Origin of the sequence: Mammaliicoccus fleurettii (genome assembly GCF_003970575.1) — a bacterium.
Classification (GTDB): Bacteria; Bacillota; Bacilli; order Staphylococcales; family Staphylococcaceae; genus Mammaliicoccus; species Mammaliicoccus fleurettii.
Window position 1 is genome coordinate 1 of sequence record NZ_RXWZ01000088.1, and the last position, 14,855, is coordinate 14,855.

The window sequence follows — 14,855 nt, forward strand, 5'->3', positions numbered from 1 at the left end:
CCTATAAAATTTAAGTGTAAGATTATTATTAATTCTACTAATAAAATAAATCGAGAATTACGAAATATTCTAATATTAAATGAGAATATTATATATTTAATTCATGTAAAAAGCCGTATTTAAAAATACGGCTTTTTAAAATGTTATTTTTTAATAGAAGTGTATTGAATAATTACTTCTTCAATAATATTTGAATCTAGTTCTGCATATTTGTTTAAGAATTCAGCAACACTATGATCATTGATATAGTTGTTTTTTTCAACTGTTTCTTTATCATTATCGTCTTGATATTCAAGCAAGTAACATAATGCTTTTACGAGTTCTGAATGTTTTTGATTTGTTTTTGATAAAGCTACTAAAGGTTTTACGATACGATCATTTGGTCCAACTTTACGTAACACACCACGTCCGACTCTTGTAACATCATCAGATAAGTAGGGGTTATTGAAGCGTCCAATTATTTTTTCAATATAATATGCTTGGTCTTCTTTTGTAAACTCGTCAAAGTTTGCAACGAGGTATTCACCTGTTTCATTTAATACTTCATGTAAACCGTCATTAATTTCTTTATCTTGAATCGCTTCAAGGATTGTTTTGTAACCTTTATATTGGCCATAATATGCTAAGTAAGCATGACCAGTGTTCACAGTTAATAATTTTCTTTCGATATAAGGTGTTAAATCATCAACATAATGAACATCTTCAAGTTGAGTACCTTGCCATTTAGAAGCTTCAACAACCCATTCAAAGAAAGGTTCTACTAATACATCTAATGAACCTTCTTTTTGACCTTGAGGTACAATACGGTCTACTGCTGAGTTAGGGAAACTTATATCATCTGATAAAGGTCCTGTAATATCTAATACTGCTTTTTTAAGTTGATCCGTTGCCATGATGGCATTTTCACAAGCAACAATATTTAATGTTTTACCAGGTTCGCGTTCTTTTAAAAATTGTGCGAAAGATTTAGCGATGATTGGTAAGATATTAACACCTACTGCAGTTGTGATTACATCTGCTTCTAAAATTGCTTCTTTTAATTTATCTGTTTCAGTAATACTATTTATACCTTTAACACCTGATACGGGTTCTTTAGTATTTTCTTTGTTAGCAATGACTACTTGATACGCTTTTTCTTCATTAATTTGATTAATAATATTTTCATTAACATCGACGAATGTCACATCATAGCCATTATCGCTTAATACTTTACCTATAAAACCTCGACCGATATTACCGGCACCAAAGTGAATGGCTTTCATTAAAGTTCAACCTCCTCAAAGATAGCAAGAATTTCTTCTTTAGATTGAGCGTTGATGACACGTTCTACATTTTCTTCTTCACTAAATACAATCGCGATTTGTGAAAGAATATCTAAATGTTCACCGTCTTTACCAGCTATACCAACAACAACTTTAGTTTCGTTTCCATCCCAATCAACACCATTTGGAATATGAAGTAATACGAGACCTGATTTTAATACTTCTGTTTTTGCTTCATCTGTACCATGTGGAATTGCTAAGAAGTTACCCATGTAAGTTGTAACAATTTGTTCGCGTTCTTTCATAGCAGTGATATATTTTTCAGTTACTGCACCGTCTTCAACTAAAGCTTGTCCAGCTTTTTCGATAGCTTCTTCTTGTGAGTTTACTGATAAGTTCATAAAAATGTTTTGTGGATTAAATAAGTTTGTCATGTTAAATCACTCCGTTTTCGTTAATTTTTGTTTTAATTTATTTAAGAAAAATGATTTGAGTGTATTTTCTATTAGCACTCTATCATTTAACAACTGATCAATATCATCCAGATGCTCAGTAATTAAGGATGATACTTCACTCATAAATTGACCTTGTTCTGAATTTTTCGGTATGAACATACTTACGAGCCAATTTACTTCTTGTTCTTCATTCTCTATCGTTCTAAGCATTAAAGGTTTAGTTAATTCAGTTATAATCAGTTGTGGTTTTTTAATAAGTTCATCTGATAAATGAGGTATAGCAACTGGATAATCTGTTAATGCAAAGCCTTGTAGTTCTATTCTTTTACTAAGTTTTTCATTGAAACTATGCGTGTCATCAATAATGTGATTTTTAGATAACGTTTGAACTAAATAGCGATTGAGCTGTGTTACTTTCTTCTTTTCAACTATCATATTTTGAATTAATGATAAGCTTTCTTCTATAAAAGAAACTGTATGATCATAATCTTCATATGAAATTGGCTGTTCTTTAGACTGATTGTCTTGTTGCCTTTGAACAATTGAATGTTGTAATTTCAAGAAATATTTAACATTTTCAGCGTCTTGTTCCGGTAATAATGGGTTCACTGTAATGTGTGGATATTTAGTATCAACTGCAACTGTAGAAATCATGCCATCATACATCGAGAAATCAATCGATTTTAAACTACTGACGGATACTTCGGTCGTTTGCGTAATTTCAGAAAAATGTTGTTTCAAACGATTGGATAGGATACGACTTGTACCAATGCCACTACTACAAACAACTAATACGTGTAATGAACGACTTTGTTTGGCTTTTAACATACCACCAAAGTGAAGTGCGATATAGGCTACTTCGCTTTTTGGAAAATGATAATTACTGAATACAATCTTTAAACCTGACGAAACAGCTTCGAATAATGCTTTATCATATGTTTCGATCATTTCAGTAAGCGGATTGTATGTTTCAATATTGGCTTCCAATCTGTTAATAGCGGGTTCTAAATGTAAATTCAGACCTTTAAATAATGACTCTTCATCTTTGAAAGAAAATCCTTCGCTTTTTACAAAATCAATGAGTTCCGTTACACGTTGTTCATGCGTTTCGGTGCTCTCATATGATGTTGCTTCATGGCGTCGCCTTGCACCTCTTAAATGCATTGTGATAAATGCTATTTCCGAATGATTAAATGTGACATCATAAATGTTACTTAACACATTAGTCAGTCTTTCTGATACTTTGAATTCATCTGTTGAAATCAATTCGTTTAAAATATCATCTTCAATATCTACATGACCATCTTGCTTAATACGTTCAATTGCTAATACAATATGAATCGTTAAAGTTAAATAACTAGCTTCTGTTAATGTATAGGGCAGTATACCAAGCTCATCCATTAACAACCGTTCAACATTAAATAATCTATCGATATCAACGATACCTTGTAAATGTGTCTCATTTAATGTGTGATATACAAAATGATCTTCAACAACAGAATAGACGCTATCTCCGTCTAACTTTTCTAACATAAATCTAGCTAATAGTTGTCTTTTATTTACTTCTTCACCATTTAAAATTAATCCCTCGCCGCGCCTTCGTTCTAACGATAGTTCAAAGGTTTTTAACTCAGGCTCTAACTGCTCAATAATCTTATTCAGTGTGTGTGTTGAAGCACCAATTTCATTAGCTAAGCTGTATAATTTCACTGGATCTTTAGATTGGATCAAATTGTATAAAATAATCACTTTTCGCTCTTCATCAGATAAATCAATCGTATGTTGTTCATTTAATGATTGAACGAAAGTATCAATATTTTGTGGTTCACCTTCAATGCGGAGTCCTAATTTAGGCACTCTTGTTAAGGAAAGGTGATATTTATTGAGTGTATCTTCAACACTTTTCATTTCTCTATGCACGGTTCTAGACGAAATACCTAAGTCTTGAGCAATGTCATGAATCGTTAAAAAAGAGTGAAGACGCTCAGATAGTAATTTGAGAATGCTTTTTTCTCGGTTACTTATCATCATCGACCTTCACTCCTTTGTTTAGAATTATTTTTTCAATTCGCTAATTAACTCTTCATATCTTGGTGAATTCAAGAAGTTATCTACTGAAATATGAATCGCTTTTGGATTCTTTTTAATAGCTCTATCTGTTAATGTTTTTTGAGTAATTACGACATCTGCATCATCTGGTAATTGGTTGATAGCAGTGTTTGTTACTTCAATATTTGTTAATTCAGCTTTTTTGAATTTATTTCGTAACATGCCGGCACCCATTGCACTTGAACCCATACCAGCATCACAAGCGAAAATAACTTTTTGAACATTTGAGAAATCATGTGCGTCTACATTTTCAGTGTCATACTCATCTAATAATCCATCTGATTCATCTTTTTCTTCAGCATCATCTGAAGTTTCTTTTTCTTCTTTATCAGCACCAGTTAAAGCACCACTTACAGAAGATTTTTTACCTTTACGAGCTTCCATGTCAGCAGTTGCTGATTCAAGGTCACTTTCAGGATCTTTAGTTACTTTCAATATAATAGATGCTACTAAGAATGAAACTAAAGTTGCTAGGAAGATACCTAGTAACATGACTAAATAACTACCTTTAGGCGTTATTGCGAAGTAGGCTAAAATTGAACCTGGTGATGCAGGACCTGTTGTACCAAAGTCGAATATGCTGAATGTAGCTACACCAGTCATACCACCTAAAATAACGGCAACTAATAATAAAGGACGCATTAATACATATGGGAAGTAAATTTCATGAATACCACCTAGGAAATGGATGATACCAGCACCATATGATGTTGCTTTTGCTGTACCTTTACCGAATACCATATACGCTAATAAAATACCTAGACCTGGTCCAGGGTTAGACTCTAATGTATATAATATAGATTTACCAGCTTGAGTAACTTGTTCAGATGCAAGCGGAGTTAATACCCCATGGTTAATTGCATTGTTCAAGAATACAGTTTTTGCTGGTTCAATAATAATACTTACTAGTGGCAATAAATGATGAGAAACTAAGAAATCAACACCCATACCAAGAAGTTTCATTAATCCTTCAACCAATGGCGCTAAACCTTTGAAACCAATGATTGCCATGATGAATGCTAGAATACCAGCTGAGAAGTTGTTGAATAACATCTCAAAACCTTGTGGCGTTCTAGGAACTAAGAACTCATCCACTTTTTTCATTAACCAACCAAGAAGTGGCCCCATAATCATTGCACCAATTAACATCGGTGTATCAGGGAATGCTGCGATAACCCCCATAGTAGCAGTAGCACCAACGACCCCACCACGTAAACCATGAACTAAACGACCACCACTAAATGCAATTAATAATGGAACTAAATATTTGATCATTGGGTCTACCATAGTAGAAAGTTCTTCATTAGGTAACCAACCATCTTCAATAAACAGTGCTGTAATTAGCCCCCAAGCAATAAAAGCACCGATGTTCGGCATAATCATACTACTTAAAAATGAACCAAAAGCTTGAACCTTAGGACCAATGCCTTTTTTCTTTTCTGTTTGTTCTGCCATATTTAACACACCTTCCCTTACATAAAAAGTATTTTGTTACTTAATCATACGAAGATGTATACCTATTAACAATGAATAGTAGATGCAACTTTGTCACAAGCACTTTGACATGTGTGATTTAAGTGGATGAAAGTGAACAAATGTTAAACAAAACGCTTTCAATGTAATTATACACTTTTGGAAGGGAGGTTCATAATGTTTTGGAATAAATGTTCAGATGTGAAGATATTCAGGCCAATAAAAATAAATATCGACCCGAAAACGGAAAATACAGGCCGATAAAAATAAATATCGGTCCAGAAACGCGAAATACGGACCGATAAATAAAATTAGCGGTCCAGAAACGCGAAATACGGACCAATAAAAATAATTACCGGTCCAGAAATGCGAAATACGGACCGATAAATAAAATTAGCGGTCCAGAAACACGAAATACGGACCGATAAAATAAAATAGCGGTCCGAAATCTGCTTATAACGCACCTCTCCAAAGCACACTCTGCTATAGCCTGAACATAAAAACAGTAGTATATGTTTTATATCTATCAACACTCTAAATGTAAAAAGTATTTGACATGTTTATCTCAGATGTTAGACTAATAAATGTAAAAAACTTTTGACATTTGGAGGTGCAATTTTTATGGTATTGAAATGGTTACTTTTTATTATTATTACATTAGTCATGTGGACGGTTTACTATAAATATATAGCAATTAATACTAAAGAATTTAAAAAAGAGCGAAGACTGGATGAAAGGCAATTGAGAATAAGACTCGAAATACTGTCTAACACATTTGGTTATATGTTCTTGATTATCATGTCCTATATAGCGATTAAACTTTCTGGCTTAAATGGGAATGCACAGAATGTCTTCACTCAAAATCCTGAAATACTTTTTATTGTTTTGTTAGGCATTATATATGCAATTAATGTTTTAATAGTAAAGAAGAAATACAGTTGAGAGTAGGTAAGTTGTGAAGAATAAAATACGGGAATATCGAAAGCAAATGGGAATGTCACAGGATACGCTAAGTAAAAATGTAAAAGTGACGAGACAGACGATTAATGCAATTGAAAATGATAAATATGATCCTACATTGGCACTAGCTTTCAAATTAGCAGAAGTGTTTGATGTAACTGTAGATGAGTTATTCTCTTAAAAGAAAGGAAGATTATTTTGAAGAAGCAAGATGAAATGGAAAGACAACATGTATTTATCGCTTCTAAGTATACTGTAGTGTATTTTATATTTGCTTTAGTTATTTATAATTTATATACGAAATTTACGACAGGCGAGTTTAATGTTGTTTGGTTAATATTATTAGTTGGCATTATTATATTTTTAGGAATTCAAACTTATTTTAAGGTTATTACTAAAACGTAATACTATTAAACAAAAGTATAAAAATACAATAAATGTTTATTATTCCTCCCCTTGTAATTGAAATTCAATATAGTAGGATGTAGCTGTATCGTCTTTAGATACATAATCTATAAAAAGGGAGAGAGATCGAATGAACAAATTTTCAAAGATTTTTGTTTCAAGCGGTTTAGCATTAGCGACAGTATTTACAGTAGGTGCAGCTAGCAACGGGAATACAGTGGATGCAGCAAGCAATGGTAATATGGAAAGCGAAGCGTCTCAACCTTATACTTCTTATTATAATGGATATGTTAGTTACGACCCAGGATTCTTTATAACAGATACTTTCAAAAAAGGATTCGAATCAGGTAATTTCACTTTAAACGGTTATGAAACACCTGCACATGAAAATTACGCAAAAGAACATCAAGACGAAGCAAAAAATATTAACTTATATGATCAAAATTTAAATGTCTATAGTAATTATGGTTTAGATGCAAACGCACAACCGACGAACGCTGAACAATTTAATTTATCTATAGATGATGTTAGAGAATCTTATGGTATGGATTATTCTAAAACTGGAAGTCCTCGTAGTATAGAAGGTCAATATTCTTATAATTTAAATGGTTACAAAATTGCCTTCACATCTGATGAAAAGGGTGTTGTAACAAGAATTGACTTTTATACATTAGTAGAATAATTTTATAAATTGTTTATTTGTTCAATACGATATTGAAGTTCATCAAAGTCTATTATTCGGGCTTGTCGGTGAACTTCTTTTTGATTGTAAAAAAGCATGACTACGGGTGAAGTGAATAAATTTAATTGTCCAACTGCTTCAGGTGCTTGATTAGCGACTATTTCATATGCTGGGATTTGATAATTTTCAGCCATTTTTTGCACAATTGGATGATCAGCTTTACATACAGAACAATTTTCACTAGAAACATATATCAAAGTGAACGTATGGGCATTAATTTTTTCATTTAATTCGTCAAAAGTGTTTATAATTTTCATAAAAATCTTCTCCTATCATTTCAATATATCGGCAAGTATTATACCATTACAGGAGAAAAGGAGTGAATGATATGTTTGGTAATAAGAACGAAGACGAAAGATTTTATGTGAAATCTAAAGAAAATATTAAATCTTTAGGTAGATTTACTGTTGTAGTTGATCGTGAAACAGGCGTTAATTATGTACACGCTTGGGTAGGAACTGGTAGCAGTTTAACACCATTATTAGACAAGAACGGTAATCCTATAATAGATAACATGAAATAATTTTTCAGTAATACACAAAGGAGTATTTAAATGTTTAGTAGATTTGTACGCATCGTCGTAGCTATAACCTTATTGATTTTTATTGTAAATGCACCCTCAAAAATTGCTGAAGCACAAAAGAAGCAGGTACAATGGGAAATGGTTATAAGAAATACATAGAAAATAAACAAGATACACAACATAGAAAAAGCCAAGAAACAAAAGAAGCGGCAGTCGTTCCTAAAGAAGATTCAATACTTGATTTATCAGAATGGCAAGGTAAACTAACCTCTGCACAAGTAAAAAAATTAAAAGCAAATTATGACTTTATTATATTAAGAGCACAGTATGGATCAGATTATAAAGATGCAACTTTTGCAACAAACTCAAAATTATTAGAAGCAAATAATATGAAATATGGTGTGTATTCATATAGCATGTACGAAAATGCGAGTGATGCACGAACAGAAGCAAAATCATTATATAATAGAGCACCGAACGCAAGCTTCTACATTAATGATTACGAAGAAGAAACTGTAACTTCAGGCACATCTGATGAAAGTACACAAGCATGGTTAGAAGAAATGAGAAAGTATTCAGGAGATAAAAAAGTCCTATTATATTCATATGAAGACTTTATGCTCAATAATACAGCAACAGCAGTACAATCATATGACGGATATTGGTTAGCAGCTTATCAAGAAACACAGCCAGAAAGAGAACATGTACTATGGCAATATACAGACAGTTATTATTCAGAAGAACTTGATCAAAACGTAGATGCTAATGTATTAAGTCCTAACGTTCAATCAAGCTGGTTTATCTCTTAAAATATACTTAATCATATGAAACCTCTCAAAAAGTCTATTTGTAGTAAGTTTGATTGAGTGTATAGTAACTATATACATTATCATAGATAGAAAGTAAGGTTCACTCGAATAAAGAGAGAGGTGTTATAAATGTATATATTATTTATTATTTTAGCTATAATTACATTCATTTTCTTGGCATATTCTATCGTAATATTAATGGGGAAAGATGGTATGATATATTCATTTTTATCCAAAAAAGAGAAGAATCAATCTGATAGAAATAAAGGTTGGATATTCTTTTCAAGTGTCTTATTATTGTTTATCTGTTTAATTGTTTTCTTCTTTTTTGTTATTTAAGTAATAAGACAATATGATTTATCTTCAAGGTTATGAAAGATATAATCGAGTATAAAGAAGGTGAATTAATGAATATATTAGATGATTATTTTAAATTATTTGATGAATCAAGATATAGTGAAGAAAGTTTTCAGAAGTTAAATGCATTATTTAGTGATGAAATTGAATTTGTATTGAATAATAAAACATTTAAAGGTAAAGAAGCTTGGAAACAGTTTGTAAAAAGTGTGTATACAACAAACAAAGACTTGAAACATATGCATAACGGTTGGACAGAAAACGAAGACGGTAGTTTCGAAACACATTGGGCAGTTTGTGGTAATAGATATGAGACAGGCGTTTACACACAAGAAGGTAAAGATATAGCAAGATTAGATGCAAATGGAAAAATTGCGTATTTAGAAAACCAGCCAAAAGACGATCAATTATTTTCAAATCAATAGAATAAATCAAGAGCGTAGGGCAGAAATCTAATTTTATGACAAGATTTCGTTGTCCCACTCTCTTATCATAGGGCATCCATATTCACACAAGTCGAGAGAAGTGTGAGCAAGAGTGGCTATATTTACACAAGTCGGAAGAAGTGTAAGCAAGGGTAGCTATATTCACACAAGTCGAAAGAAGTGTAAGCAAGGGCATCCATATTCACACAAGTCGAGAGAAGTGTAAGTAAGGGTATCCATATTCGCACAAGTTGAAAGAAGTGTGAACAAGTGTACCAAGAATAAATAATAACTTAGTTTAGATACTCTGATTATAAAAATAAGGTGATTATGTAAAATGGCTACTTTAATAATAGGTGGATCAGGCATGCTGTTACAAGCAACTCAAGAAATTATAAATGTTGAAAATCAAGTTTTATTATGTAGTAGAGATAAAAATAAATATAAAAATTTGCTAAATAATCATGACAGTGCAAAATTTTTACAATTTGATTTTTCAGACGCAAATGACTTTAAAAAACTTGGGAATTATATTAATGATGAGAAAATTAACATCATTAATATAATTATTTGGATACATAGCAGTTATTATAAATATTTTTATGAATTATTAGAGAACATTAAAGCTGATGAAAATACATCAATTTATTTATGCAAAGGTAATAGTTCGATGAATTTGGATAATTCATTATTTGAAAAATATAAAGTTCATATAATTAAACTGGGATACAATGACATTGATAATCGATGGCTCACTCATGAAGAAATTTCTAATGGAGTGCTAGAATCTTTTAGAAATAAGAAAAGTGTTCATGTGGGCCATGTAACAAGATAAATCTATTTTCATCATTCACGATGCTCCTCAATGAAAGCTCTTGTTTTTCCTGTGAGGAGTGGTCCGCCTGTATAAATGTCTCTTGTTGATTGATTTTTTATGTGCAATTCTGGTCGTATGCCATGTGCATGTATGCCGACAACGTGATTGTGTTTATTAAACACGGGTGATCCTGAGAAGCCGATTGTTCTATGCAAATGTCCGATATACTCAATGTAATTTTGAGTTGGTTTAAGGAAGTAACCTTTTGATTGATACATAAGTTGACCATTGTACGGATGTTCGCTCGGATATCCTAACATGTACAGTGGTTCTTTAGTTTGCATTTTTTTAATTTCTTGTTCGGATGCTAATGTTAATGGTTTTACTTTTTTAGATAAAAGTTGTTCTGTAATGAGTATAGCGACATCTCTTTCAGACGATGTATAAAACTTTTTTATTTTAAATTTCATAGGAATTTGTTGATCTGATTTAGATGGATAGAAATAAAATTGCTTTGTTTCTTTATTACCATCGTCATCACTAGCTACGTGAGCTGCGGTAATAATTGTATGATCATCAATGACAAAACCAGTTGCCCCATTCCCTGATTTACCAGTCTTATCTGATGATACTTTACCGACACCTTTGAAATGATTATTGCTATCTGTATCGTAAGGTTTAATTGTTAATAAATCATTTGGTATTTGTGAACCTAGTTTAAATGCATCATTGTAATCTGCATGTGTTGCTTCTGTGAATGTATCTTTATATGTTGCTGTTTCATCATGATCAACGAAAAAATAGTTGAATAATGATATAAATAGCACGAAAAATAATTTAAGGCATAACATAGTTTCATCACAATCTTTCTCAAAATTGAATATTGCCTATGTTATACCCTATTATAATTTTTATAAAATACTTGTTATGAAAAATGTGATGACTGAAAGTACGATAGATGTTATAGCCATAGCAATCATTGGTTTGAAAGCTTTTGCTTTTATGTCATTGAATGAAACGTTTAATCCAATTCCTACCATTGCCATAATTAAAATTAATGTAGTAAATGTGCTAATTACATTTAAAACACTCTCTGGAATTGGAACAAATGTGTTAATGGCACTCATTACTAAAAATCCAATTAAGAAGTATGGAAAATCAATTTTTTGAGAAACTTTATTAGATTTTTTTCTATTTACGATAACTAAGAAAATGATACTTAAAGGAATAAGTAAGAATACTCTTCCTAATTTAGTCAATAGCCCGATACTAAGCGCCTCTGTACCACCGGCATCAGCAGCTAAAATAACATGTGCAATTTCATGTAAACTAGCCCCCGACCAAATCCCATAAACTTCTGGATCCATAGGGAATAATGCATAGAGCAATGTATACGTTAATGAGAAAATAGTTCCCATAATTGCAACTAAACCTACACTTATACCAACATCACTTTCTTTAGATTTTAATATTGGTGAAATCGCTGCAATAGCTGCCGCACCGCAAACTCCTGTACCAACTCCTAATAATAAGACTAAATCTTTGTCTCCTTTAATGATTTTATTGAGCAAAATAATAAAGAAAATAACAAATGTTACAACACCAACATCAAGTAATAACAGCGTGCCACCTTCATTAACAATCGTAGATAAGTTAAGCTTTAAGCCATAAAGTATGATGGCTAATCTAAGTAGCTTTTTAGAAGAAAATACAACGCCCGATTCTATTTGTGTTGGGTACCCTTTAAAATGTCTATACAAAATCGCAGTTATAATCGCAATAGCCAAAGCACCAACCTTATTTAAAATAGGCAAGTTAGATAATAATATACTTACAATTGCGATAATGAATGTAAACCCGACACCCAATATGAATTTCTTACTCATAATAACGCCCCCTAATTCCCTTAACTATAGTTTAAAAGGAAGAGCGTTATTTGTGAAATGCTATTTTTAAATATATAATATAACAAAAATGATATGGAGTGGATGAGTTGGAAGATAAATTAAATATATTAAAAGTTATCGTTGAAGAAGAAGGGTTTACGAAAGCTGCAGAAAAACTTTTTAAATCACAACCTTCCATAAGTAGAGATATCAAAACACTTGAAGACAAATATCAAATCAAAATATTCGAAAGCACTAGAAAGCAAATTGTATTAACAGAAGAAGGTAGAGAACTGTATAACTATGCCTGTCAATTAGCCATATTAGACGAACAATTGTATACAAAGATTAATCAGCATAAAGAAGAAGTGAAAGGTAAGTTTGTAATAGGAACAAGTCATACATTTGGACAGTCGATGTTATTGGATTTGACCATTTATTTACAAACCAAATATCCTAAATTAAATATACACATATACGTGTACAACTCAGCAGATATTTTAAGTCGTTTAAAAGATTATTCACTAGATATAGGCATAATTGAGAAACCCGTAATAGATGACAAAATAAATAGCGAAGTGTTAACAAGAGATAAATTATTGATAGTTAAGAATAAACAAATCAATGAAAATTTAAACGATATGAGATGTTATGTAAGAGAAACAGGATCCGGCATAAGATATTACCAAGATATGCTCTTACAACAATTAGACTTAACCTCAAGAAAAGTTGTAATCAACGATAATCAATTAATATTAGAGCTCGTCAAACAAAACATGGGATATACAATATTGTCTAACTTCTCTATAAAGTCATTTGATAAAAAATTTATCACAACAAACGATCTAAACTTATATCGAAACTTCTTTATCGTATCTAACAAAGCAAGATACAAAACAAATAAATATAATGCAATAATGGATGAAATAAAAGAATATCAGTTTAGGTAGGGTACTGAGTAACAGTAAATCTTGTCATCTATATTTTCATTTTCAAATACAAATATTGTATATGTTATAATTTTTATAAGAAATTATAAGAGCGAATGGAGAAATTTTATGGGAGAGCCGAAATATAAATCAATTGCATATCAATTGAAAGATAATATTATTAATCGAGAATATAAGCGAGGTGAAACGATACCTTCTGAAAAAAAATTACAAGAATTTTATCATGTTAGCCGACATACGGTGAGACAAGCGATAGATTTATTGGTAAATGATGGTTATATTATAAAGAAAAAAGGCTTAGGTTCCATAGTAAGTGATGGTTATTTAAAAAATCATATAAATAGTGGTGATAGCAAAAAAATTGGCGTTATCGTTACATACTTATCTGATTACATATTCCCAAGTATTATAAGAGGGATTGAAAAAATACTAGGAACTAATGGATATTCTTTAATTTTAGCCAGTACGAATAATACACATGAAGGTGAACGTCGATGCCTAGAAATGATGATTGACCAAGGTATTCAAGGTTTAATTGTTGAACCTACTAAGAGTAACGTGTTTAATCCTAATTTATCTTATTATTCATTAATTAAAAGTAAGGATATTCCTGTATTGATGATTAATGCTGGTTATGAAGAAATGGATATTCCATATATCAGTATAGATGATACAAAATCAGGTTATCTTGCTACTTCTTATTTATTGAATGAAGGGCATGAAGATATTGCTTTAATAACTAAGATAGATGATATGCAAGGCAAGTTTCGTATGAAAGGATATATAAAAGCTTTTGATACATTGGATGCTATTTTTAAAGGTGAAAATATATTTACTTATACTACTGAAACGATGGAGAAAGTGTTAGATTTAGTTGTTATGCAAATATTGAATAAAGAAATAAATGCCACTGCATTTGTGTGTTACAACGATGAAATTGCTTATTCATTGATTAAAAAATTAAAAGCAAAAGGTAAGCGTGTCCCTGATGATATTTCAGTAGTTGGTGAAGATAATTCAATTTTGAGCCAACTAGAAGATATATCATTGACAACAACATCTCACCCTCAAGAAGAGCTAGGCGTGGAGGCAGCAAAGTGGATGCTAAAGACAATTAACACCGGGCAAATTGGTGAAACAAAAATTATGGATACAGAAATTATTATAAGAAATAGTGTGAAAAGAAGAAATGCTTAATTTTAAGCATTTCTCAGAGTGTCGACAAAGTCTTAGACTTTGCCGGCATGCATGCTTTCCGCGGGCATGTTCTCAGCCTGTAGTCTTCGAATCATGCTTTACCCGCAGGAGTCATCGTTAAAAAAATACCGAATATTACCAAAATATTTTATAATAGTTAGGAAGTGTATTATTAAGATACAAAAAGTATATTGAAGCTAATGAGTATAACCAGTTACTCGATGGTATTTTAAAAGAAAGTCTCCGAATTAATTCCTAGACCATTATTACAAAAATGAATTAAATAATTAATAAATGAGGTTATACAATGAAAAAAAATTATCTTTATCTTGTTCTTTTAACCTTTTTTAGTGTTATAGGTAGTAAATTACTTACTTTCGCTTTATCGTTCCATATCTTAAATATAACTGGAAGCCCAAAATATTTTTCATACTTAGTTGTAATATATTCAGTATTATTTATTGTAGGTAGTCCTATAGCTGGTT

17 protein-coding genes and 1 pseudogene are annotated in these 14,855 nt (G+C 31.3%); 11 read left to right on the top strand and 7 right to left on the bottom strand.

Annotated features, from left to right (window positions below; translation table 11 throughout):
* Positions 1–143 precede the first annotated feature (143 nt).
* The 4 genes from CD129_RS07740 to CD129_RS07755 are packed head-to-tail and all read right to left on the bottom strand — an operon-like array spanning position 144 to position 5,281.
* The gene (locus CD129_RS07740) at positions 144–1,262 is read right to left on the bottom strand and encodes a mannitol-1-phosphate 5-dehydrogenase (RefSeq protein ID WP_078357837.1); all 1,119 of its coding nucleotides are present in this window, start codon (positions 1,260–1,262) and stop codon (positions 144–146) included.
* Positions 1,262–1,696 carry a PTS mannitol transporter subunit IIA gene (locus CD129_RS07745; RefSeq protein ID WP_078357838.1) on the bottom strand — a complete coding sequence of 145 codons (435 nt, stop codon included), beginning with the start codon at positions 1,694–1,696 and terminating at the stop codon, positions 1,262–1,264. The genes CD129_RS07740 and CD129_RS07745 overlap by 1 nt, the downstream gene beginning before the upstream one ends.
* 6 nt (positions 1,697–1,702) lie before the next feature.
* Positions 1,703–3,748, bottom strand: a complete 2,046-nt coding sequence (locus CD129_RS07750; protein ID WP_115337834.1) for a BglG family transcription antiterminator — start codon at positions 3,746–3,748, stop codon at positions 1,703–1,705.
* Between the two features lie 24 nt (positions 3,749–3,772).
* Positions 3,773–5,281, bottom strand: a complete 1,509-nt coding sequence (locus CD129_RS07755; RefSeq protein ID WP_115337833.1) for a PTS mannitol transporter subunit IIBC — start codon at positions 5,279–5,281, stop codon at positions 3,773–3,775.
* Positions 5,282–5,920: 639 nt separating this feature from the next.
* On the opposite strand from CD129_RS07755, the gene CD129_RS07760 reads away from it, so the two are divergent.
* From CD129_RS07760 to isaB, 4 genes are all read left to right on the top strand, one after another.
* Positions 5,921–6,241, top strand: coding sequence for a hypothetical protein (locus tag CD129_RS07760; RefSeq protein ID WP_078358595.1), 321 nt, complete (start codon positions 5,921–5,923; stop codon positions 6,239–6,241).
* Positions 6,242–6,254: 13 nt separating this feature from the next.
* Positions 6,255–6,440, top strand: a complete 186-nt coding sequence (locus CD129_RS07765; protein ID WP_107509397.1) for a helix-turn-helix transcriptional regulator — start codon at positions 6,255–6,257, stop codon at positions 6,438–6,440.
* 17 nt (positions 6,441–6,457) lie between these two features.
* Positions 6,458–6,664 carry a hypothetical protein gene (locus CD129_RS07770; protein WP_237687724.1) on the top strand — a complete coding sequence of 69 codons (207 nt, stop codon included), beginning with the start codon at positions 6,458–6,460 and terminating at the stop codon, positions 6,662–6,664.
* A 130-nt stretch (positions 6,665–6,794) separates the two neighbouring features.
* Positions 6,795–7,346: an immunodominant staphylococcal antigen IsaB family protein gene (isaB, locus tag CD129_RS07775; RefSeq protein ID WP_107509396.1), complete on the top strand. Its 552-nt coding sequence runs from the start codon at positions 6,795–6,797 to the stop codon at positions 7,344–7,346.
* Between the two features lie 2 nt (positions 7,347–7,348).
* Here isaB and CD129_RS07780 read toward each other — a convergent pair whose 3' ends face one another.
* Positions 7,349–7,663, bottom strand: a complete 315-nt coding sequence (locus tag CD129_RS07780; RefSeq protein WP_115337832.1) for a thioredoxin family protein — start codon at positions 7,661–7,663, stop codon at positions 7,349–7,351.
* A 71-nt stretch (positions 7,664–7,734) separates the two neighbouring features.
* Between CD129_RS07780 and CD129_RS07785 the strand changes: the two genes are divergently transcribed.
* The 5 genes and pseudogenes from CD129_RS07785 to CD129_RS07805 all read left to right on the top strand — a co-directional run bounded on the left by CD129_RS07785 (position 7,735) and on the right by CD129_RS07805 (position 10,355).
* On the top strand, positions 7,735–7,929 hold the full coding sequence (locus CD129_RS07785) for a DUF6440 family protein (protein ID WP_078358324.1): 195 nt from the start codon (positions 7,735–7,737) through the stop codon (positions 7,927–7,929).
* A 30-nt stretch (positions 7,930–7,959) separates the two neighbouring features.
* Positions 7,960–8,738 (top strand): annotated as a pseudogene (locus CD129_RS07790) (GH25 family lysozyme).
* Positions 8,739–8,867: 129 nt separating this feature from the next.
* Positions 8,868–9,077 carry a hypothetical protein gene (locus tag CD129_RS07795; protein WP_078358326.1) on the top strand — a complete coding sequence of 70 codons (210 nt, stop codon included), beginning with the start codon at positions 8,868–8,870 and terminating at the stop codon, positions 9,075–9,077.
* 68 nt (positions 9,078–9,145) lie between these two features.
* Positions 9,146–9,520 carry a nuclear transport factor 2 family protein gene (locus CD129_RS07800; protein ID WP_078358327.1) on the top strand — a complete coding sequence of 125 codons (375 nt, stop codon included), beginning with the start codon at positions 9,146–9,148 and terminating at the stop codon, positions 9,518–9,520.
* A gap of 337 nt (positions 9,521–9,857) precedes the next feature.
* Positions 9,858–10,355: a Rossmann-fold NAD(P)-binding domain-containing protein gene (locus CD129_RS07805; RefSeq protein WP_107509392.1), complete on the top strand. Its 498-nt coding sequence runs from the start codon at positions 9,858–9,860 to the stop codon at positions 10,353–10,355.
* Positions 10,356–10,366: 11 nt separating this feature from the next.
* Here CD129_RS07805 and CD129_RS07810 read toward each other — a convergent pair whose 3' ends face one another.
* Both CD129_RS07810 and CD129_RS07815 read right to left on the bottom strand, forming a co-directional pair.
* A complete protein-coding gene (locus CD129_RS07810; RefSeq protein WP_115337831.1) occupies positions 10,367–11,188 on the bottom strand; it encodes a trypsin-like serine peptidase in 822 nt (273 codons plus the stop codon).
* Positions 11,189–11,248: 60 nt separating this feature from the next.
* Positions 11,249–12,223, bottom strand: coding sequence for a YeiH family protein (locus CD129_RS07815; protein ID WP_107509390.1), 975 nt, complete (start codon positions 12,221–12,223; stop codon positions 11,249–11,251).
* 98 nt (positions 12,224–12,321) lie between these two features.
* Between CD129_RS07815 and CD129_RS07820 the strand changes: the two genes are divergently transcribed.
* Complete coding sequence (locus CD129_RS07820; protein ID WP_256681901.1) at positions 12,322–13,173, top strand: LysR family transcriptional regulator; 852 nt, start codon at positions 12,322–12,324, stop codon at positions 13,171–13,173.
* A gap of 108 nt (positions 13,174–13,281) precedes the next feature.
* Positions 13,282–14,370, top strand: a complete 1,089-nt coding sequence (locus tag CD129_RS07825; RefSeq protein WP_115337829.1) for a GntR family transcriptional regulator — start codon at positions 13,282–13,284, stop codon at positions 14,368–14,370.
* Positions 14,371–14,855: the final 485 nt, after the last annotated feature.